General features: G+C 67.9%; 20 protein-coding genes. 15 read left to right on the top strand and 5 right to left on the bottom strand.

The window, feature by feature from the left end:
• Positions 1–132 precede the first annotated feature (132 nt).
• From I8J34_RS11545 to I8J34_RS11555, 3 genes are all read right to left on the bottom strand, one after another.
• On the bottom strand, positions 133–1,074 hold the full coding sequence (locus tag I8J34_RS11545) for a sensor domain-containing diguanylate cyclase (protein ID WP_214361559.1): 942 nt from the start codon (positions 1,072–1,074) through the stop codon (positions 133–135).
• Entirely contained in the window at positions 1,071–2,411 is a 1,341-nt protein-coding gene (locus tag I8J34_RS11550; RefSeq protein ID WP_214361560.1) for a beta/alpha barrel domain-containing protein, read from the bottom strand. Before I8J34_RS11550 ends, I8J34_RS11545 begins: the two co-directional genes overlap by 4 nt.
• A 207-nt stretch (positions 2,412–2,618) precedes the next feature.
• Entirely contained in the window at positions 2,619–4,508 is a 1,890-nt protein-coding gene (locus I8J34_RS11555; RefSeq protein ID WP_214361561.1) for a putative bifunctional diguanylate cyclase/phosphodiesterase, read from the bottom strand.
• A 345-nt stretch (positions 4,509–4,853) separates the two neighbouring features.
• Between I8J34_RS11555 and I8J34_RS25340 the strand changes: the two genes are divergently transcribed.
• Positions 4,854–5,015 carry a T6SS effector amidase Tae4 family protein gene (locus I8J34_RS25340; protein ID WP_214361562.1) on the top strand — a complete coding sequence of 54 codons (162 nt, stop codon included), beginning with the start codon at positions 4,854–4,856 and terminating at the stop codon, positions 5,013–5,015.
• Positions 5,012–5,392, top strand: coding sequence for a T6SS amidase immunity protein Tai4 family protein (locus I8J34_RS11565; protein ID WP_214361563.1), 381 nt, complete (start codon positions 5,012–5,014; stop codon positions 5,390–5,392). The genes I8J34_RS25340 and I8J34_RS11565 overlap by 4 nt, the downstream gene beginning before the upstream one ends.
• 389 nt (positions 5,393–5,781) lie before the next feature.
• Here the strand turns inward: I8J34_RS11565 and I8J34_RS11570 are convergent, their stop codons facing one another.
• Complete coding sequence (locus tag I8J34_RS11570) at positions 5,782–6,360, bottom strand: hypothetical protein (RefSeq protein WP_214361564.1); 579 nt, start codon at positions 6,358–6,360, stop codon at positions 5,782–5,784.
• A 26-nt stretch (positions 6,361–6,386) separates the two neighbouring features.
• Positions 6,387–9,146, bottom strand: a complete 2,760-nt coding sequence (gene polA, locus I8J34_RS11575) for a DNA polymerase I (RefSeq protein ID WP_214361565.1) — start codon at positions 9,144–9,146, stop codon at positions 6,387–6,389.
• A 66-nt stretch (positions 9,147–9,212) separates the two neighbouring features.
• Between polA and I8J34_RS11580 the strand changes: the two genes are divergently transcribed.
• The 13 genes from I8J34_RS11580 (at position 9,213) to I8J34_RS11640 (ending at position 19,249) form a co-directional block, all read left to right on the top strand.
• Positions 9,213–9,938, top strand: a complete 726-nt coding sequence (locus I8J34_RS11580) for an LOG family protein (protein WP_214361566.1) — start codon at positions 9,213–9,215, stop codon at positions 9,936–9,938.
• Between the two features lie 234 nt (positions 9,939–10,172).
• Positions 10,173–11,024, top strand: a complete 852-nt coding sequence (locus tag I8J34_RS11585) for a fumarylacetoacetate hydrolase family protein (RefSeq protein WP_214361567.1) — start codon at positions 10,173–10,175, stop codon at positions 11,022–11,024.
• 75 nt (positions 11,025–11,099) lie between these two features.
• Entirely contained in the window at positions 11,100–11,444 is a 345-nt protein-coding gene (locus I8J34_RS11590) for a DUF2782 domain-containing protein (protein ID WP_214361568.1), read from the top strand.
• Positions 11,445–11,492: 48 nt separating this feature from the next.
• Positions 11,493–12,440, top strand: coding sequence for a homoserine kinase (locus tag I8J34_RS11595; RefSeq protein WP_214361569.1), 948 nt, complete (start codon positions 11,493–11,495; stop codon positions 12,438–12,440).
• Positions 12,441–12,489: 49 nt separating this feature from the next.
• Complete coding sequence (locus I8J34_RS11600) at positions 12,490–13,248, top strand: BPSS1780 family membrane protein (RefSeq protein ID WP_230411802.1); 759 nt, start codon at positions 12,490–12,492, stop codon at positions 13,246–13,248.
• 1 nt (position 13,249) lies between these two features.
• Positions 13,250–14,023 (top strand): BPSS1780 family membrane protein, encoded by a 774-nt coding sequence (locus tag I8J34_RS11605; RefSeq protein WP_214361570.1) that lies wholly within the window; start codon positions 13,250–13,252, stop codon positions 14,021–14,023.
• Positions 14,016–14,678 (top strand): nicotinate-nucleotide adenylyltransferase, encoded by a 663-nt coding sequence (gene nadD / locus I8J34_RS11610; protein WP_214361571.1) that lies wholly within the window; start codon positions 14,016–14,018, stop codon positions 14,676–14,678. The genes I8J34_RS11605 and nadD overlap by 8 nt, the downstream gene beginning before the upstream one ends.
• Before the next feature lie 4 nt (positions 14,679–14,682).
• Entirely contained in the window at positions 14,683–15,033 is a 351-nt protein-coding gene (rsfS, locus tag I8J34_RS11615; RefSeq protein ID WP_214361572.1) for a ribosome silencing factor, read from the top strand.
• Complete coding sequence (gene rlmH / locus I8J34_RS11620; RefSeq protein WP_214361573.1) at positions 15,030–15,500, top strand: 23S rRNA (pseudouridine(1915)-N(3))-methyltransferase RlmH; 471 nt, start codon at positions 15,030–15,032, stop codon at positions 15,498–15,500. The genes rsfS and rlmH overlap by 4 nt, the downstream gene beginning before the upstream one ends.
• A gap of 137 nt (positions 15,501–15,637) precedes the next feature.
• The gene (locus I8J34_RS11625) at positions 15,638–16,246 is read left to right on the top strand and encodes a Maf family protein (RefSeq protein WP_214361574.1); all 609 of its coding nucleotides are present in this window, start codon (positions 15,638–15,640) and stop codon (positions 16,244–16,246) included.
• A gap of 25 nt (positions 16,247–16,271) precedes the next feature.
• Entirely contained in the window at positions 16,272–17,726 is a 1,455-nt protein-coding gene (gene rng / locus I8J34_RS11630; RefSeq protein WP_214361575.1) for a ribonuclease G, read from the top strand.
• Positions 17,727–17,772: 46 nt separating this feature from the next.
• Complete coding sequence (locus I8J34_RS11635) at positions 17,773–18,474, top strand: VIT1/CCC1 transporter family protein (protein WP_214361576.1); 702 nt, start codon at positions 17,773–17,775, stop codon at positions 18,472–18,474.
• Between the two features lie 103 nt (positions 18,475–18,577).
• Positions 18,578–19,249: an HAD family hydrolase gene (locus tag I8J34_RS11640; RefSeq protein WP_214361577.1), complete on the top strand. Its 672-nt coding sequence runs from the start codon at positions 18,578–18,580 to the stop codon at positions 19,247–19,249.
• Positions 19,250–19,269 lie beyond the last annotated feature (20 nt).

The raw sequence follows: 19,269 nt of genomic DNA on the forward strand, positions 1-19,269 counted from the left end.
ACCCTTCCCGGCAGCCGCCGGGCGGAGGCACGCGCACCAGGCGAACGTTGCGCCCGACGCACGCAAGGCCGCTGCCGGCCTGCCTGCCACGGTATCCGGGAACGCGGCGCGACCGAAGGCGCGCCGCGACGGTCAGAGCGCGCTGACGATGCAGTTGCGGCCGCGCTGCTTGGCCTGGTAGAGCCGCCGGTCGACCGCTTCGACGAAGTCGATGGCCGTCTCCTGGTGGGTGGGCACGATGGTGCCGACGCCGAGGCTGATCGTCAGCAACTGGCCGACGGGCGAACTGTCGTGCGGGATCTGTTCCTTGAAGATCAGGCGGCGGCAGCGCTCGGCGATCTTGCTCGCCGCGGCCTCGTCGGTGGCCGGCAGGATCAGCACGAACTCCTCGCCGCCGAAGCGGGCGAACGCGTCGCGCGCGCGCGTGGCTGCGCCGGCGAGGGCCCGCGCCACTTGCTTGAGGCAGGCATCGCCCTGGATGTGACCGTAGCTGTCGTTGTACTGCTTGAAGTAGTCGATATCGATGAGGATCAGCGACAGCGGCTGGCCGGTGCGGCGGGCGGCCACCCACTCGGCTTCGAGGATGGCATCGAACATGCGCCGGTTGGAGACGCCGGTGAGGCCGTCCTTGAACGACAACGACTCGAGTTCCTTTTGCAAATCGAGCAGTTGCTGCTCGGTCTTCTTGCGCTCGCTGATGTCGAACATGAAGCCGACCAGCGACTCTACCTCGCCGGCCTCGTTGCGCATCACGTGCACCACGTCGCGGATCCACACATGTTCGCCGTCCTTGGTCAGCGCACGGTAGTCGGCCTCGTGATCGGTGCCGGCCTGGGACTGTGCCACACAGAAATTGACCACCGTCTCGCGGTCTTCCGGGTGCATGCGCTCGGCCCAGTCCTGCACCGTCACCCAGCTCGACGGCGACCAGCCGAGCAGCTGCTCGATCTGCGGGCCGATGTAGGTGAATGTCAGCGTCTTCCAGTCGATCTGCCAGGGGATGGCCTTGGTCGATTCGAGCAGGGTCTTATAGACCGCGGCATCGGCAGGCGTGTGGTCGGCGGGTCGGGTCATGGCGCAGCATCCTCGGCAGCAGAAGACGGCGGAGCGGCCTCGCGCAGCGACGCGATCGCGCGCGCATGCAAGGCCAGCAGCGCATCGGGCTCATCGTAGGCAATGCGCAGCCCCTGGCGCAACTCGCGGCGCATCAGGCGGATCATCTGCGTCAGGACGGCCTCGGGAAAGCCCTCGGCGGGCCGGCCGGTGACCTCGGCCAGCCGACCGGCGATCACCGCGGCATCGCTGACCACCGGGCAGACACGGTAGCGGTAGGTGCCGCCGATGGCCTCGGGCACCAGATCCATGAAGCGCTCCGCCGTCTGGCGGAAGAAACTCAGCGGCAGGCGGTAGGCGTTGCGGCCGAGAATCGGCAGGTCGTCGGGCACCGCCTCGTTCTCGTCGAGCACCTGCAGGCCGGTGGCCAGCGGCAACAGCTGGTCAAGCCGGTAGCCTTGCATGTGCGGATTGCCGACCCGCACCAGGTTGGCGATCAGCTCGCCCAGCGAGGCATGGCCGATGATCGCCGCCCGCTTGGGCAGGCCACCCCAGGCGCCGTCGGCGCCATTGAGCAGCGCCTCGATCACCGAGGCGTTTTCGAAACCGCCGCCGGCATGCAGATGCACCAGCAGCTTGAGCGGCGGCGGCAACAGGCTGCGTGCCACCGCCACGTAAGCGCCCACCTGGAAAGGCAGGTAAGTGCCGCGGTCGTCTTCCATGCTGACGCCCTCGATCGGCAACTCGGCCAGCAGCGCCAGCATGGCGCAGGTGGTGTCCGGGTCTTCGGCGAAGGCATCGCAGCCATCGACGATGTTGATCAGGATGCGGGGTGGTGCGCCGTCGTCGCCCCGGATGTTGGCGTTGAGCCAGGCCACGCTGGCCGTCACGCTGCGGCGCAGGGTATCCAGGTCGTACAGCCCCTCTCGCCCAGCCTGGCTCAGATAGATCTCGTGCAGCGTGTTGGGCACGCCGTAGTCGCGCAGCTTCAACTGCGAGGGCGACGGGGTGAAGCTGCCGTCGGGCGCGGCGATGCCGATGTCGGTAAACGCGAAGCAGCCGCGCAGATCGGCACCGGTGTCGCGCAGATGGATCATGAAATCGTCGTCGACCTCCAGCTCGTCGGGCATCGAATAGTCGAGCGTGCCGAGCAGGATGTTGCGAAAGCCGAATTCACGCAGCCGCGGCAGGATCGCCAGCTTGTCGGCCAGCGTCTGGCCGATGCGGGCGCCGACCGGGTTCTCGCGCAGCGACAGGTCGATGAGATAGGGCTCGATGCGGCGCAGCCGGTCGAGCTTGCCATGCGCCTCGTCCAGGATCTGGCGGGCGCGTTGCAAAGTGCTGGGACTGGGGGACATGTCGGGCTCCGATGACGCGTGTTCGAGAACTTGCATTCGGGCATCCGGCCGTCGGCGGCCGGCTGTGCACTGGCACAGAGCGGACAATACCGCAAAGGCTTGACACTTTTTTGCCATTCTTCGGGCATGCGCCCGCTACCCCCTCAGCGCCTGAGCGTTTTTCGGGTGTGGCCAAGCGGCGCACCAAAGACGGCCTGATCCAGGCGCTCAGCCGGCGCAGCGAAGGGCCGACGCGCCGTGTGGCGTCAGGCAGCGTTCCGCGAACTGCTCGCCGGTCACCGGCGGGCTGAACAGATAGCCCTGGCACACATCGCAGGACAGCGCCTGCAAGGCCGCCAGTTGCGAGGGGCGTTCGACCCCTTCGGCCACCACCTGCATGGCGAAGGCGCGCGACATGGCGATCGTCGCCTTCAGGATCGCGTCGCCGCGCGCATCGTCCGGCGCATCGACGGTGGCCACGAAACTGCGGTCGATCTTCAGCGTGTCGAAGGGCAGCACGCCCAGGTAGGACAACGAGGAGTAGCCGGTGCCGAAATCGTCCAGCGCCAGCCGGATGCCGGCCCGGCGCAACTGGCGCAGCTCGCCCAGCGCCGCGCTGTCCGGATACAGGAAGACCGACTCGGTCACCTCCACCTCCAGCACCTCGGGCGACAGCGCGCGGGCCGCCAACGCCGCCAGCACCACGGCGGCAAAACCGGGCTGGGCCAGCTGCCGCGCCGATACGTTGATCGCCACCCGCGGCGGCACGAAACCGTCTCCCCGCCATGCCAGGATCTGGTCGAGCGCGGCGCCCACCACCCACTCGCCGATCGCGATGATCTGGCCCGACGCCTCCGCCACCGGAATGAAGCGATCCGGCGGCACGCTATGCCCCTCGGCATCGCGCCAACGCAGCAAGGCCTCGCAGCCGACCAGCGCGCCGGTGGCGATGCTCAGCTGCGGCTGGAAATGCAGCGACAGCTCCTTGCGCGCGATCGCCTGGCGCAAGCCGCTCTCGATCTCTACCCGCGCCCGCACCGCGTCGTTCATCGCCCGGGTGTAGAAGCGCACCAGATTGCCGCCCGAGCGCTTGGCCTCGTACATCGCCGTATCGGCATTGCGCAGCAGGGTCTGCGCGTCGGCCGCGTCGTCCGGCAACAGGCTCACGCCGATACTCGCGCTCACGCACAGCTCGACCTCCCCCGCATGCAACGGCTGGCGCACCGCCTCGAGTAGCTTGGTCGCCACCGGCACCACGCTGGCCGGCGAATCGACCGCCGACATCACCATGATGAATTCGTCCCCGCCCTGGCGCACCAGCGTGTCGGACTCGCGCACGCAGTCATGCAGACGCCGGCCCAGCTCGACCAGCAGCACGTCGCCGACCGCATGGCCATGCACGTCATTCACATCCTTGAAGCGGTCGATATCGATGAACAGCACCGCCACCCCGCTCGGAGCGCCGCGCTGCCGCTGGGCGATGGCCTGGTCGAGACGGTCGGCCAGCAGCGCCCGATTGGCCAGGCCGGTGAGTTGGTCGTGATAGGCCAGGTACTGGATGCGCGCCTCGGTCTGCTTGCGCTCGGTGATGTCCGACACCGAGCCGGCCATCAGCACCGCCCGGCCGCGCCGGTTGCGCACCGCCTCGCCGCGTGACGCGATCCAGCGATAACTGCCGTCGCGGGCACATACCCGGTATTCAAAGTAGAAAAACGGTGTCTCGCCCTTGAGGTGCCGGGCCACCGCCCGGTTGTAGTTGGCCCGGTCGTCCGGATGCACCAGCGCCAGCCAGCCGTGCGTATCGAGCAGGAAATTGCTCGAATAACCGAGGATCGCCAGCAGCCGGTCGCCCACCCACAGCCGCTTGGTCTCCGGGTTCCACGACCACAGCCCGTCATGCGCCCCGCGCATCGCCAGCCCGTGCGCACGGAAGGTCTCATGCAGATGGCGCAGCTCCTGCCAGCCGAGCAGCACCGCCACCGCCAGCAGCCCGATCCCGGCCGCCAGCGCGCCCTCCGACGCCCGCCACGCCCCCGCCACCAGGCACAGCACCGCCGCCGGCGCAGCCACCAACAACCCCGCCCGCCGCATACGGATATCCCGCAGGACCTTGCTCACCGACACCACCCGCTCGCCTCTCCTCGTCCGGCACCCCTCGCCGGGGATCTTCGCCTATCACAAACGATCTACGGCGGCATCGCGGCGGACTTGAAGACTGGCGCATGCAATCGACGGGGTCGGCAAACGGCGGACGGCAACGGGGCACCGCAAGCCACCGCCACCCGTAGCCCGGCTGAGCGCAGCGACGCCGGGGTCCGCCTTGCCGGCCGAGCACGTTGTCCCCGGCGTCGGGCCTGCGGCCCTCGGCCGGGCTACGCGCGATGGCCGCCGACGGAGGCTCGATGCCCCGTCGCTTTTTCGGACAAGGACACCGCCACTCCAACGCCGGACGACTTCAGCCAGATGCAAGGCATCGTCGTCATCAAAGGCCATGGCTGGGGCAACGCAAGCGGGCATGTGACCCTGTGGAATGGCACACTGTGCGCCGACAGCTGCCACCTGCTCGGCGACCCCGACAACGGCAGCTTCGTGCCCGAATCGGGCGCCCTCTGGGTACTTCCATGAAACACGCCGCCATCCTGCTCGCCGCCCTCGCCCTCCCCGCCTGCGCCACCGACACCTCGTCGATGGCCATGCCTCAAACGGCCAACTACTCGCAACGGGAACTGCTCAAGAACTGGGCTCTGAGCGCCTGCCTGGCGACGATCGCCAAGAGCCCGGCGGACCGCGACGACGCCAACGCCACCGCCAGCGCCTACCTCGAATTCGGCAACCAGCCCATCGAGGCATACGAAGCGCTCGGCAAGCTTGCAAAGCGCTATGCGGAACGCACGTACTCGGGGTCAATTGCGTCGGAATTCAACACGATGAAATGCATCGACCTCTACCACAGCGACGCGCTTGAGCGCTTGGTCGACACATGGGTGAAACAGGCGCCGTAGCCCGAATGCGGGCCAAAGGCCGGAATCCGGGGTTTGCGGTTGATCCACCAACCAATCCCGGATTCCGCTTCGCTGCATCCGGGCTACGCGCGACGCAAGCCGCCACCCCCGTAGCCCGGCCGAGCGCAGCGACGCCGGGATCAGCGTCGCCAGCTGGGCACGATGCCCCCGGCGTCGGGCCTGCGGCCCTCGGCCGGGCTACGCTTGCTGCGGACGACTCGTCGGCACGAGGCCGCGTCGTATCTGCGGGCGGCAAGCCATGTAGGGCGGATAAGCCGAAGGCGCCATCCGCCATATCGGCTTACCGAACGAGCACATACGGCGGATGGCGCTTCGCTTATCCGCCCTACGAGCTCTGCTGCCCCCGGCCGGACTACGCGATCTGCGCCTCAGGGAAAGCCGATTCGTATCAACGCAACCTTGATCGGAATACTCGCCAATCGATGAGTTCCAACCGGAAGGCGCACTTCAATCCAATCTCGATGAACAACGGATATCGCGCCAGATACACTACAAAGAGCCATGAAATCATCAGGAAAATCTAGAGATTCATCAAAATTGACCAAAAAATGATCCCCGCCACAATCCGTCACTGACGCTACACGATGGCCGGCCCTCAGGGTAACCGCCCCTCCTCCGTCGAAGACAACACTCGCCCGCGGCATCAGCATTGCTATCAGATGCCTCAATTCGGCGAGCTCCCCAGAATGGCGCTCAAGGACCTGATGAACAATGGTATTCACGTCCTGCTGATCGGCTCCTTTGACACTGTTCAAGACATCGTCCAAAACTGTGGTAAGCAGTTGCATTCCTGTACCAACCGCGCCAGTAAGCGGATCGATCAGCATCCAAGCCTCGACTGCGTACTTCACGAATGTGTTGAGGCGACCAATGTTTCGTTGAGAGTCGTCGCCGCGAATCAAGGAAGAAACTTTTTCGAGCTTTCCTTTTACTTCATCAAAGTTCATGGTTCTCGCTCCGCGCAGCATGGACGCTAATGCGCCTCATCCCAATTCGCCCCATCCCCCACTTCGGCCACCAGCGGCACCGACAGCTTGGCCACGCCGGCCATCAGCTTCGGCAACTGCTCGCGCACCGTCGCCAGCTCCTCGTCCGGCACTTCGAGCACCAGTTCGTCATGCACCTGCAGGATCAGCTTTGAGGCGAGCTTGTCGCGCTTGAGCCAGGCCGAGCAGGCGATCATGGCTTTTTTGATGAGGTCGGCGGCGGTGCCTTGCATGGGGGCGTTGATCGCGGCGCGTTCGGCGCCCTGGCGGCGGCCGGCCTGGCTGGCGTGGATGTCGGGCAGGTGGAGGCGGCGGCCGAAGGCGGTTTCGACATAGCCCTTGTCGGCCACTTCGGCACGGGTGCGGGCCATGTAGTCGGCGACGCCGGGGTAGCGGGCGAAGTAGCGGTCGATGTAGCTGGCGGCGGCGCTGCGTTCGATGCCGAGGTTCTTGGCGAGGCCATGGGCACTCATGCCGTAGATGAGGCCGAAGTTGATGACCTTGGCGTAGCGGCGCTGTTCCTTGTCCACCTCGGCCGGCTTGACGCCGAAGATCTCTGCGGCGGTGGCGCGGTGCACATCTTCGCCGTCGGCGAAGGCCTGCAGCAGGCGCTTGTCGCCCGACAGGTGGGCCATGATGCGCAGCTCGATCTGCGAGTAGTCGGCGCTGACCAGGCGATGCCCTTTCGGCGCGATGAAGGCGGCGCGGATGCGGCGGCCTTCTTCGGTGCGAATCGGGATGTTCTGCAGGTTGGGGTCGGAGCTGGCGAGGCGGCCGGTGACGGCGACGGCCTGGGAGAAGCTGGTGTGCACCCGGCCGGTGTGGCGATTGACCATCAGCGGCAGCTTGTCGGCATAGGTGTTCTTGAGCTTGGCCAAGCCCCGGTAGTCGAGCAGCAGCTTGGGCAGCGGGTAGTCTTCGGCGAGCTTTTGCAGCACTTCTTCGTCGGTGGAGGGCTGGCCGGTGGCGGTTTTCTTGACCACCGGCAGTTCGAGTTTGCCGAACAGCAGCTCACCGAGCTGCTTGGGCGAGTTGAGGTTGAAGGGCTGGCCGGCGAGCTTGTGGGCCTCGGCTTCGAGTTCGACCAGCCGGCGACCGAGTTCCTCGCTGTGCTGAGCCAGCAGGAAGTCGTCGATCAGCACGCCGTTGCGCTCCATCTCGAACAGCACTTCCATGGTGGGCAGTTCGATGTCGCGATAGACCGATTCGAGCTGCGGCTCGGCGGCCAGCTGGCCGGCAAAGCATTGCTGCAGGCGCAGGGTGATATCGGCGTCTTCGGCGGCGTATTCGCTGGCCTGGTCGATGGCCACCTCGTCGAAGCCGATCTGCTTGGCGCCCTTGCCGCACAGGGCGGTGTAGGGAATCGTCTCCAGCCCGAGGTGACGCTTGGCGAGGCTGTCCATGTCGTGCGACTTGTCGCTCTCCAGCACATAGGAGGCGAGCAGGGTGTCGTCGGCGATGCCGCGCAGGCGCACGCCGTGGTTGGCCAGCACATGCTTGTCGTACTTGAGGTTCTGGCCGGCCTTTTTGTACTTGTCGCTCTCCAGCCAGGGGCGCAGGGCGAGCAGCACGGCATCCAGACCGAGCTGGTCGGGCGCGCCGGCGTAGCGGTGATGGATGGGCACATAGGCGGCGCCACCGCCGGGCACGGCAAAGGACAGGCCGACCAGCTTGGCGGCCATCGGGTCGAGGCTGGTGGTTTCGGTGTCGAAGGCGGCGATCGGCGCGCTGCGCAGCTTGACCACCCAAGCGGCCAGCGCCTCGGCGTCGAGCACGGTGTCGTAGCCCTGACGGTGGCTGGTCGGGTCGGCGGGGTGCTCGACGGCGGCCGGGGCGGCGGGGTGCTCGACGGCGGCCGGGGCGGCGGGTTGGCCGGCGGCGTCCTTGGCGGGAGCGTCACTCGCCTGCTGCACTTCGCGCAGCCAGCTCTTGAATTCGAGGTGCGAGAACAGTTCGACCAGCTTTTCGCGGTCCTCCTCGCGCTGGACCAGATCGGTGGGGCCGAGGCCGAGGTCGAGGTCGGTGGCCACGGTCACCAGCTTGCGCCCGAGCGGCAGGAAGTCCAGATGCTTGCGCAGGTTCTCGCCGACCTTGCCGCCCACTTCGCCGGCATGGGCAACGATGTCGTCCAGCGTGCCGAACTGGGTCAGCCACTTGACCGCCGTTTTCGGGCCGCATTTGTCCACGCCGGGGATGTTGTCGACGGTGTCGCCGACCAGCGCCAGGTAGTCGATGATGCGCTCGGGCGGTACGCCGAACTTGGCTTCGACTCCGGCCGGGTCGAGCACTTCGTTGCTCATGGTGTTGACCCAGCGCACGCGTTCATCCACCAGCTGGGTGAGGTCCTTGTCGCCGGTGGAGATCACCACGTCCATGCCCGCTTCGCTGGCCTGGCGCGCCAACGTGCCGATCACGTCGTCGGCCTCGACGCCGTCGACCATCAGCAGCGGCCAACCGCGCGCGCGGATCGCCTCATGCAGCGGCGCGATCTGCACCGCCAGGTCCTCGGGCATGGGCGGACGGTGCGATTTGTACTCGGGAAACCAGTCGTCGCGGAAGGTCTTGCCCTTGGCGTCGAACACGCAGGCGCGGTAGTCCGCCTTGTAGTCGGCATCGAGCCGACGTAGCATGTTCAGAACCCCGTATACCGCGCCAGTCGGCTCGCCTGCGGCATTTCGCAGGTCGGGCATGGCATGGAAGGCGCGGAACAGATAACTCGATCCATCAACGAGCAGTAGCGTGGGCATGGGAGATGTCACCGGCAGAGGTTGTCGGAAGGCGGATCCGCCGCCACGCACCGCGCACGAGGCCACATGAACGCCAAGGACAAACTCCCCGCCGACCTGCCCAATGCCGCCGTGCCGCAGTACAACGCGCGCGAATCCTGGCGAATCTTCGGAATTATGTCAGAGTTCGTGGAGGGCACCGAACGGCTCAACGCGATCCGTCCGGCGGTCTCCATCTTCGGCAGCGCCCGCACACCGGCCGACCACCCCTATTACGTGCTCACCGAGCAGATCGCCCGGAAGCTGTCCGATGCCGGTTTTTCGGTCATCTCGGGCGGCGGCCCGGGCATCATGGAGGCGGCCAACAAGGGCGCCTTCTTCGGCAAAAGCCCCTCGGTCGGGCTGAACATCCAGTTGCCCCACGAGCAACAGGCGAACCCCTACCAGGACATCTCGCAGACCTTCCAGCACTTTTTCGCGCGCAAGTTCATGTTCGTGAAGTTCGCCTCCGCCTATGTGGTGATGCCCGGCGGATTCGGCACGCTCGACGAGTTGCTCGAAGCGATGACGCTGATGCAGACCAAGAAGACCCGCAACATCCCGATCATCATGGTGCACCGGCCGTTCTGGGCCGGGCTGCTCGAGTGGTTCAAGGACCGGCTGGTGAGCGAGCGCATGATCAACCCCGAAGATCTGGATCTGATCCAGATCATCGACGAGCCGGACCAGGTGGTCGAGGCGATCTTCAAGCATTACGAATCGCGCGGCTTCCTGCCGCTACCCGACGAACACGAACTGATGCTCAATCTATGAACCTAGAAACCGCAGTTGACCGCTTGAGCTTTTTAACAAGAGGCTGAATATGCAAGATATCCCGGCTCCGGGCCCGATCACCCATCGGGGGAGAGCGCTACGCGCCCGATTGCACGCCTGGCGAGCCGCCTGGCTGCGTTGCTCCTCCTTACAGCGTGCAGGCTGTGCGTCGTCGCGCCTTGCCAGACATCTCGCCAGACGCACACTCGGCCACGTCCAACTACGGATTCCAGGTTGAAACTGCTGCGCTACGGCCCGGCGGGCGAAGAGCGTCCCGGCCTGCTCGATGCCCACGGGGTGGTGCGCGACCTGTCCGATGTGGTCGGCGACATCACGCCGGCCACGCTCGCGCCCGACGCCCTGGCCGCGCTGCGCAGCCTCGACCCCGCCAGCCTGCCCGCGGTGCCGGGCGCCCAGCGCCTCGGCGTGCCGTGGAGCGGCTGCGGCAAGTTCGTCGCCATCGGTCTCAACTACTCCGACCATGCCGCCGAGGCCGGCCTGCCCACACCGACCGAGCCGGTGATGTTCCCCAAGTGGACCAGCTGCCTGTGCGGCGCCAACGACGACATCGTGCCGCCGCCCGATTTTTCGCGGCTCGACTGGGAAGTCGAGCTGGGCATGGTCATCGGCCGCCGCGCGCGCTCGGTGAGCGAGGCCGAGGCGCTCGACTACGTGGCCGGCTACTGCGTGGCCAACGACATCTCGGAGCGCACCTACCAGTTCGACCGCTCGGGCGGGCAGTGGGGCAAGGGCAAGGGCTTCGACACCTTCGGGCCGGTCGGCCCGTGGCTGGTCACCGCCGACGAGATCCCCGACCCGCAGGCGCTCGGCCTGTGGCTGAGCGTCAATGGCGAACGCATGCAGACCGGCAACAGCGCCAAGATGATCTTCTCCTGCGCGCGCCTCGTCGCCGAATGCAGCCGGGTGATGACGCTCGAGCCGGGCGACCTGATCATCACCGGCACGCCGCCCGGCGTCGGCATGGGCCACCAGCCGCCGCGCTATCTGCAGCCGGGCGACGTGGTCGAGGCCGGCATCGACGGGCTCGGCGTGCAGGTGCAACGGGTCCGCGCACCGGCCGCCTGAACCCACCGCGCCACACGCCGGCTCGCCTGCCGATCGGCGCCAACTGCTAGAATGGCGACATCCAAGGAGAATCCCATGCGCAAGCCGATTTTCACCCTGATCATCGCCACCGCCCTGCTCGCTGCCACGCAGATGGCATCGGCTCAAGACAGCCAGCCCAAGCTTGAAGACGTGCCCGCCCCGCCGCCGATTCCGGCCGGCGTGACCGAGGAGGACTTCGAACCGCAAGTGACCATCGTCAAGCGTGGCGACGACGTGGTCGAGGAATACCGCGCGCACGGCAAGCTCTACATGGTCAAGGTGACCCCTCCGCACGGCACCCCCTACTACCTGATCGACCGCCGCGGCGATGGCACTTTCGAGCACATCGCCGGCGAAAAGCCCTTGTCCGTCCCGATGTGGGTCATCAAATCCTGGTAACGCCAACACTCGCACCGGCCGCGCACACTCGCGGCCGGTGACTTCATCATGTCCGTCTTCACACCCGTCACCCCCGACGCCCTCGACGAGTGGCTGTCCAACTACGCCATCGGCCACCTGGTCGAGCTGCGCGGCATCTCCGAAGGGGTGCAGAACAGCAACTTTTTCGTCACCACCAGCCTCGGCCGCTACGTGCTGACGCTGTTCGAGACCCTGCCGCGCGCCGAGCTGCCCTTCTACCTGCACCTGATGGCCCACCTGGCGCGCCACGGCCTGCCGGTGCCGGCCCCCATCGCCGACCTCGACAACGAATACCTCGGCACCCTCTCCGGCAAGCCCTCGGCCCTGGTGCGCCGGCTCTCCGGCGGCGCCGACATGGCCCCCGATGCCGCGCGCTGCACCAAGGTCGGCACCATGATGGCCGGCCTGCACCTGGCCGGGCAGCGCTTCGGCCGTCGCCAGATCAACCCGCGCGGCCCCGAATGGCGCGCCATCACGGCACAGGCGGTGCGCCCCTACCTGCCGGCCGACGAGCAAACCCTGCTCGACACCGAGCTGGCCTTCCAGGCCGGCATCGACACCGCGGCCCTGCCCGAAGGCGTGATCCACGCCGACCTGTTCCGCGACAACCTGCTGTGGGACGGCGACGAGGTCGGTGGCGTGATCGACTTCTACTTCGCCGGCAACGACGCGCTGCTGTTCGATCTGGCCGTCACCGCCAACGACTGGTGCACCGACGCCGACGGCCATCTCGACACCACGCGCACCCGCGCCCTGCTCGCCGGCTACCATGCCGAGCGCCCGCTCACCGAGGCCGAGCACGCCGCCTGGCCGGCCATGCTGCGCGCCGCGGCGCTGCGCTTCTGGCTGTCGCGCGCCGAGGACTTCCACCTGCCGCGCGACGGCGAAATGGTGCTGGTGAAAGACCCCAACGAATACCGCGACATCCTGCGCCAGCGCATCGCGGCCGGCGACGCCCTGCCCTGGCTCGACTGATGGCCGGTCACACGCGACAATACCGCCTCACGCCCAACCGCCAACGCGCATGACCGACCCCGTCTCCCCGCCCGCCCTGCCCCCGGCCCGCCAGCTCCCGGCCGGCGCCTGCCTGGCCTGGCTGGCACACGGCTGGCAGCTGTTCCTGCGCGACCCGGCACGCTGGGCCATCATCGCCCTGCTGTTCGTGCTGATCCTCGCCGCGCTCGGCCTGGTGCCGCTGGTCGGCTGGGCGATCAGCCTGGTCGGCCTGCCGGTGCTCTCCGCCGGCCTGCTGACGGTGGCCGACGACACCGCCGCCGGGCGGCCGGTCCGCATCGACGGCCTGTTCGACGGCCTGCGCCGCAATGCCGGCCAGCATGTGATGCTCGGCATCTGCTACCTGGTCGGCGGCCTGCTCACCGCCTTCGTCGCGGCCGCCATCGGCAGCAGCGCCGCGCTCACCGGCGCACTGATCGGCCCGCTGGCCGCCGCCGGCCTGACCGTCGGTGGCGTGATGCTCGCCAGCATCGTCTTCATGGCCTTGTGGCTCGGGCTGATGATGGCGCTGTGGTACGCCCCGGCGCTGATCGTCTTCCACCAGGCCGAGCCGCTGGCTGCCTTGCGCCACTCGGCCATGGCCTGCCTGCGCAACCTGCCCGCCTTCTTCGTGCTGGCGCTGTGCCTCTACGTACTCGCCTGGCTCGCCCTGCTGCCGGCCGGCCTCGGCATGCTGGTGCTGGTGCCGGTGGTGGCCGGCGCCCAACACGCCGCCTGGCGCGACACCTTCGGCGAGCGGCCCGAACTGCCGCCCGCAGGATCTCTCTGACATGCAAGCGTACAAACGCAACCCCACCCGCGGCTTCGCCTGGCTGGTCGACGGCTTCCGCCTGTGGAAGCGCAGCCCGGCGCTGGTCACCTACCTGACCTTCGGCTATCTGCTGATCCTGGTGCTGCTCAGCGTCATTCCCCTGATCGGCCAGGCCGTCGCCTCGCTGATCCTGCCGATCATCTCGCTCGGCGTGCTCAACGGCATGCTGGCGATTCACGAAGGGCGCAAGGCCGGCCCCGAAGTGCTGCTGTCGGGCTTCAAGAGCAATGTCGGCGGCCTGGTGACGGTCGGCGGGCTCTACCTCACCGGCACCCTGCTGGCGCTGGCCGCCACCGCGTTGATCGACGGCGGCGCCCTGCTGCGCATCATGGTCGGCAACCAAGCCCTCGACGAAGCCACCATGGCCACGCCGGGGCTGATGGGCGCCTCGCTCTTCGGCACCTTGCTGACCACCCCGCTGATGATGGCCTACTGGTTCGCCGCCATGCTGGTGGGCTGGTGCGGCCTGTCGGCGCCCAAGGCCATGTTCTTCAGCCTGATCGCCTGCTGGCGCAGCTTCGGCGCCTTCAGCCTGTATGTGCTGGGGATCTTCTTCCTGGTGCTGGGCGGGCCGGCGCTCTTGATCTCGGTGATCGCACAGGGCTCGCCGGCGCTGGCCAGCCTGCTCACCGTGCCGCTGCCGCTGATCACCATTCCCATCGTCTTCGCCTCCTTCCTGCCCAACGCGCTCGACATCTTCGGCCAGGACGTGCCGCACACCGCCCATGCCTGACGGCCCGATCGGACTGCTCGGCGGCACCTTCGACCCGATCCACATCGGCCATCTGCGCCTGGCCGAAGAAGCGCGCGAAACCCTCGGCCTGGCCGAGCTGCGCCTGATCCCGGCCGGCGAACCGCCGCACCGCGACACCCCGCGCTGCCCCGGCGAACACCGCCTGGCCATGGCCCGGCTGGCGGTAGCCGACAACCCGCTGCTGACAGTCGACGACAGCGAAGTCCGCAGCGAAGGCCCGAGCTACACCGTGCTCACCCTCGAACGCCTGCGGGCGCAGGTCGGCCCCGAGCGGCCGCTGGTATTGATCCTCGGCGCCGACGCCTTCGAAGGCCTGCCCGGCTGGCACCGCTGGGAGAAGCTCTTCGCCCTGGCCCATATCGCCGTCGCCAACCGGCCCGGCTACGCGCCGCACGGCCGGCGCTGGCCGGCGGTGCTGTCGGCCGAGCTCGATGCCGCCTGCCGGGGGCGCCGGCTGAAGCACCCCGATCAGCTGCGCGCCGCGCCAGCCGGTGGTCTGCTGTCTTTCGACATGACCCCGCTGGCCATTTCGGCCACCCACATCCGCGAACTGCTGGCCCAGGGGCACAGCGTCCGTTATTTGCTCCCCGCTCCGGTTCTCGACTATATTGCGGCGCACTCCCTCTATAGCTGACCCCATGGAACTCGACCAACTCCAACAAACCGTCGTGAACGCGCTCGAAGACGTCAAGGCGACGAACATCGAAGTCATCGACACCACCAAGCTGACTGCGCTGTTCGACCGCATGATCATCGCCAGCGGCAACTCCGGCCGGCAGACCCGCGCCCTCGCGCGCAATGTGCAGGACGAGGTGAAGAAAGCCGGCGGCGCCGTCAACAGTGTCGAAGGCGAAGACGGGGGCGACTGGGTGCTGGTCGACCTGGGCACCATCATCGTGCACATCATGCAACCGGCCGTGCGCGCCTATTACAACCTCGAAGAACTCTGGAAGGCCACGCCGAGCCACCCCAAACCCAGCAAGCCGTGAAACTGCTGATCGTCGCCGTCGGCACGCGCATGCCCGAGTGGGTCAGCGCGGGCTACGACGACTACGCCAAGCGCATGCCGCGCGAGGCATCGATCGAACTCCTCGAAGTCAAGGCCGAGCCGCGCACCACCGGCAAGACGGTGCCGGCCATGATGGCCGCCGAAGCCGCCCGCATCGAAGCCGCGCTGCCCGAGCGCTGCCACCGCGTGATCCTCGACGAGCGCGGCCTTGAGCTGACCACCCGCAAGCTGGCCGAGCGCTTCGAGCGCTGGCTCGCCGACGGCCAGGACGTGGCCTTCATCATCGGCGGCCCGGACGGCCTCGACCCCGCCCTCAAGGCCACCGCCCACGACACCGTGCGCCTCTCCGGCCTGACCCTGCCCCACGCCCTGGTGCGCCCGCTGCTGGCCGAGGCGCTGTATCGCGCCTGGAGCCTGACCCGCAATCACCCCTACCATCGGGAATAGGGCGGGTTCAAGCCGCCGACACCGCCGTGGTATCCCGGCCGGTTGAAACCGGCCCTAGGCTGCCCGGTCAAGGTCCATCATCGGCCGGGCGGGGCCCGAATCCCGTAAAATGGCGCAGATCGTCATCGACCGCCGCCATGCACACATCCATCTACCTCGCCTCCAACAGCCCGCGCCGTCGCGAATTGCTCCGCCAGATCGGCGTGCGCTTCGATGTGCTGGTGTTCCGCGGTGATACCCGGTTCGACCAGGATGTGGACGAAACGCCGCATCCGAACGAAGCGCCGGACGACTACGTCCAGCGCGTCGCCCTGGCCAAGGCCGAAGGCGGTTTGCAGCGTGTGAACTGGCGCCACCTGCCCGCCCGGCCGGTGCTCGCCGCCGACACCACGCTCGCGCTCGAGGGCCGGATCATCGGCAAACCGGAAGACGCCGCGCATGCCCGCGAGATCCTGCGCGCCCTGTCCGGCACCACGCATACCGTGCTCACCGCCGTCGCCCTGGGCGACGATCAGCGCATCGAGCATCGGCTCAACACCAACCGCGTGCGCTTCCGCACGCTGGGCGAGGACGACATCCGCCGCTACATCGCCACCGGCGAACCCATGGACAAAGCCGGCGCCTACGGCATCCAGGGGCGCGCGGCGATGTTCGTCGAGCATATCGAGGGCAGCTACACCGGCATCATGGGCCTGCCCCTGTTCGAGACCGCCGAGCTGCTCGGCCGCTTCGGCCTCGCTCCCTGAATTCATCTGCTTGGCCGACCTCTCAATGACCGAAGACTTTCTGATCAATTTCACCCCGCAGGAAACCCGCGCCGCCCTCATGCAGCAAGGCGTGGTGCAGGAGCTGCATGTCGAGCGCACCGCCAGCCGGGGCATCGTCGGCAATGTCTACCAGGGCAAGGTGGTGCGGGTGCTGCCGGGCATGCAGTCGGCCTTCATCGACATCGGCCTGGAGCGCACGGCCTTCCTGCATGTGGCCGACATCTGGAGCGACCGCCATAACGGCGAACATGCCCGCCCGATCGAAAAGATCCTGACCGAAGGCCAGAGCCTGATGGTGCAGGTGCTCAAGGACCCGATCGGCACCAAGGGCGCGCGCCTGTCGACCCAGATCAGCATCGCCGGCCGGCTGCTGGTGTATCTGCCGCAGGAAAAGCACATCGGTATCTCCCAGCGCATCGAGGACGAAGCCGGCCGCGAGGCCTTGCGCGAGCGCCTCACCCGGCTGATGGGAGAATCCGAAGCCGGCGGCTTCATCGTGCGCACCATGGCCGAGCAAGCCAGCGACGCGGAGCTGGCCACCGACATCGCCTACCTGCGCAAGCTGTGGCAGGAGATCATGAGCCGCGCCGCCGGCGCCAAACCGCCGCTGGTGCTGTACCAGGACCTGACCCTCGGCCAGCGGGTACTGCGCGACCTGGTCACCGACTCGACCTCGCGCATCATCGTCGACTCGCGCGAGAACTATCTCAAGCTCACCGCCTTCGCCAAGGAATACATGCCGCGGGTGCTGCCGCTGATCACCCACTACACCGGCGAGCGCCCGCTGTTCGACCTGCACAATGTCGAGGACGAGATCCAGAAGGCGCTGGCGCGCCGGGTCGAGCTCAAGAGCGGCGGCTACCTGATCATCGACCAGACCGAGGCGATGACCACCATCGATGTGAACACCGGCGGCTTCGTCGGTGCGCGCAGCTTCGACGACACCATTTTCAAGACCAACCTCGAAGCGGCGCAGACCATCGCCCGCCAGCTGCGCCTGCGCAACCTCGGCGGCATCATCATCATCGACTTCATCGACATGGAAACGCCCGAGCACCGCGAGGCGGTGCTCGCCGAGTTCCGCCGCTCGCTCGAACGCGACCACACCAAGATGACGGTCAACGGCTTCACCGCGCTGGGGCTGGTGGAGATGACCCGCAAGCGCACCCGCGAGTCGCTGGCCCACACCCTGTGCGAACCCTGCCCGACCTGCGAAGGCCGCGGCGAGGTACGCACGGCGCGCACCGTGTGCTACGAGATCCTGCGCGAACTGCTGCGCGAGGCACGCCAATACAACGCGCGCGAATTCCGCGTGCTGGCCGCGCCGAACGTCATCGATCTGTTCCTCGACGAAGAGTCGCAATCGCTGGCCATGCTGTCGGACTTCATCGACAAGACCATCTCGCTGCACCCCGAGGCCAGCTACACTCAAGAGCAGTACGACATCGTGCTGCTCTAGGGTCGCGCCGCAGGCGGCGGCGTCCTGAACCCCGCGCGGAGGCACCATGGCCCGCAGACGCTACCACCCCGAAACCCACCACAGCCATCGCACCGGCTGGCTGCGCGCCGCAGTGCTCGGCGCCAACGACGGCATCGTGTCGACCGCCAGCCTGCTGCTCGGCGTGGCCGCTGCCGACGCCGGCCGCGACGCCCTGATGATCGCCGGCGTAGCCGCGCTGGTGGCCGGCGCCATGTCGATGGCCGCCGGCGAGTATGTGTCGGTCAGCTCCCAGGCCGACACCGAAGCGGCCGATCTGCGCCGCGAGCGCGCCGAGCTGGACGCCCACCCGATCCACGAACACCAGGAGCTGGCCGCCATCTACATCCAGCGCGGCCTCAGTCCCACGCTGGCCAACCAGGTGGCCCGCCAGCTGATGGCGCATGACGCGCTCGGCGCCCATGCCCGCGACGAGCTGGGCATCACCCAGACCCTGAGCGCCCGGCCGGTGCAGGCCGCGCTGACCTCGGCCGCCGCCTTCGCCGTCGGCGCCGCCCTGCCGCTGACCGCCGCCGCTCTCGCACCGGCACCGCTGCTGTTGCCGATGGTGTCCGTCACCTCGCTGGTGGTGCTCACCGCACTGGGGGCGCTGGGCGCACGCGCCGGCGGCGCCCCGATGGCCCATGCCGCCCTGCGCGTCGCCTTCTGGGGGGCGCTGGCGATGGCGCTGACCGCCGGCATCGGCCGCCTGTTCGGTGCGGCGCTATGAGCGGGCAGCGGCCACCACCGTCCGCATCCGATACACTGGCCCCCCTGCAACACAGCGCTCGCCCACCTCAAACCATGCCGACCGACACCTCCGCCACCCCACGATGAACGACATTTCCACCGACGGCCTGCGCGCCGTGGTCTTCGACATGGATGGCCTGCTGCTCGACAGCGAGCGCATCGCCTATGCCATCGGCCGTCAGGTCAGCCTCGACCTGGGCATTCCGTGGACCCACGAAGTGGCGATGCAGATGATTGGCCTCAACTCGCGCGAGCACGAAACCCTGCTCAAGGGCGCCTTCGGCGAGGACTACCCGCTCGAGGCCCACCGCGCCGAGTTCGGGAAGCGCTACGAGGCGGTGATCGCCGCCGGAACGATCCCGCTCAAGCCCGGCGTCACCGAGCTGTTCGACGCGCTCGATGCCGCCGGCCTGCCGCGCGCCGTGGCCACGTCGACCCGGCGCAGCCGCGCCCTGCCCAAGCTCGACGCGGTCGGCCTGCTGGCGCGGGTGCAGGTGGTGGTGGCCGGCGACGAGGTGGCGCGCGGCAAGCCGGCGCCGGATATCTTCCTGGCCGCCGCCGAGCGGCTCGGCCAGGCGCCGGCGCACTGCCTGGCGCTGGAAGACTCCAACGCCGGCGTGCGCGCCGCCCGCGATGCCGGCATGCACGTGGTGATGGTGCCCGACCTGCTGGCGCCGGCCGAGGACATCCGCGACGGCGGCATCCTGGTGGTCGACAGCCTGCTTGACATCGCCACCCGGTTCACGCGCCAATAAACGCCCGTTTGATTTGCCTC

The organism is Denitromonas iodatirespirans (assembly GCF_018524365.1).
Taxonomy (GTDB): Bacteria; Pseudomonadota; Gammaproteobacteria; order Burkholderiales; family Rhodocyclaceae; genus Nitrogeniibacter; species Nitrogeniibacter iodatirespirans.